The 1573-nt window shown below is 59.8% G+C and carries 3 protein-coding genes; all 3 read left to right on the top strand.

What is annotated here, in order from left to right; translation table 11 throughout:
- A partial coding sequence (locus EN993_RS35600; protein ID WP_164758054.1) for an NTP transferase domain-containing protein occupies positions 1-311 on the top strand: 311 nt, incomplete at its 5' end.
- Positions 308-817 (top strand): molybdopterin-guanine dinucleotide biosynthesis protein B, encoded by a 510-nt coding sequence (mobB, locus tag EN993_RS35595; RefSeq protein ID WP_109671233.1) that lies wholly within the window; start codon positions 308-310, stop codon positions 815-817. The genes EN993_RS35600 and mobB, both read left to right, overlap by 4 nt.
- 157 nt (positions 818-974) lie before the next feature.
- Positions 975-1573, top strand: a 599-nt coding sequence (locus EN993_RS35590; RefSeq protein ID WP_127266219.1) for a transporter substrate-binding domain-containing protein, incomplete at its 3' end; no start/stop codon positions are given.

Here is a 1573-nt window from a genome sequence, read left to right as displayed (position 1 = left end):
TCCTGCCGCTGGATCTCGTCGAACGGCTGGCTGCGGCCACCGATCAAAGTCCAGGTTCAATTGCCGTCGCTTGCTCGGCCGGCAAACGGCACCCGACTTTCGCACTCTGGCCGACGGACTGCCGAGACGCCTTGCGGCACTTTCTGGTCGACGAGGACAACAGGCGGGTGTCGGCTTTCATCGACCGGCACGGTTTTGTCGAGGTGGAATTCCCGATTCTGCAATCGGCCGGGGTCGACCCCTTCTTCAACATCAACGACCCTAATGATCTTGTCTCTGCCGAGCGTCTGTTGCAGAGCATGAAGCCATGAACAGACGCATCTTCGGCATCACCGGCTGGAAAAATTCCGGCAAGACGACATTGACCGAAAAGCTGGTCGCCGAGCTTGTCCGGCGCGGCTGGAAAGTGTCGACGGTGAAACATGCCCATCATGACTTCGACATCGACAAGCCGGGCGCCGACAGTTTTCGCCATCGGCAAGCCGGCGCTACCGAAGTCGCGATCGTCTCCGGCGTTCGCTGGGCACTGATGCATGAGCTGCGCGGTGAGGATGAGCCGACTTTGGAGACTATCTTGTCGCGGCTTGCGCCATGCGACCTAGTGCTGGTTGAGGGCTACAAGCGCGAAGCCCACCGCAAGATCGAAACCCGCCGGCTGGAAGCGAAGGACCGCACGCCGCTTTCGGCAGGGGATCCCAACATTGTCGCCGTCGCCGCCGATTTTGCGGCTGAAGGCGAGCATCTGCCGGTGTTCGATCTCGACGATGCAAAGTCGATAGCCGACTTCATCGAGCGCGCCACTGGGCTCGTTGCTTGAGCGCTGACGCAGCGGCAGAATAGCCTTGCCCATTTTTGTGGTTTTGCAGTTGCTTTTTTCTTTGAAAGAGTGGGAGTATCGCGCCAGCGGGCGGTCAAAAGCACCGCCCCACAGAGCCGTTCGGAACGACGGCCGGGATCATAAAGAGAGGACTATCATGCGTATTTCACTGCGTATCGCGCTTGCCGCATCGGCCGCGCTGCTGACGCTCGGCGTAGCCCAGGCCCAGGAAAAGACCCTGCGGATCGGCACCGAAGGCGCCTACCCGCCATTCAACAATTTGACGTCCGACGGCCAGCTCGTGGGCTTCGACATCGACATCGCCAAGGCGCTTTGTGATGAGATGAAGGTCAAGTGCACCTTCGTCGCTCAGGATTGGGACGGCATCATTCCAGCTCTCCAGGCCGGCAAGTTCGACGCCATCGTCGCTTCGATGTCGATCACGCCCGAGCGCAAGGAGAAGGTCGACTTCTCGAACAAATACTACAACACGCCGTCGGCGCTCGCCGTGCCCAAGGACAGCACGCTGAAAGGCGTGACCAAGGAAGATCTCGCCGGCAAGTCGATTGGTGTCGCCACCACGACCACGCATTTCAACTATGCTTCGAAGACCTACACCGACAGCACCGTCAAGGGCTATCCGAGCAGCCCCGAGGAGCAGGCAGATCTTGCCAATGGTCGTCTCGACGCCATCGAGGACGATATCGTCGTGCTGCAACAGTGGCTGGATTCGCCTGATGGCGCTTGCTGCAAGAT

This window comes from Mesorhizobium sp. M7D.F.Ca.US.004.01.2.1 (assembly GCF_003997785.1).
In the GTDB taxonomy this organism is placed as follows: Bacteria; Pseudomonadota; Alphaproteobacteria; order Rhizobiales; family Rhizobiaceae; genus Mesorhizobium; species Mesorhizobium loti.
The sequence above is the reverse complement of the archived record's forward strand: the minus strand, read 5'-3'. Positions and strand labels throughout refer to the sequence as shown.

What these genes read in the sequence shown, in the direction of transcription:
- mobB (WP_109671233.1), top strand. Translation starts at nt 308, where the DNA reads ATGAACAGACGCATCTTCGGCATCACCGGCTGGAAAAATTCCGGCAAG.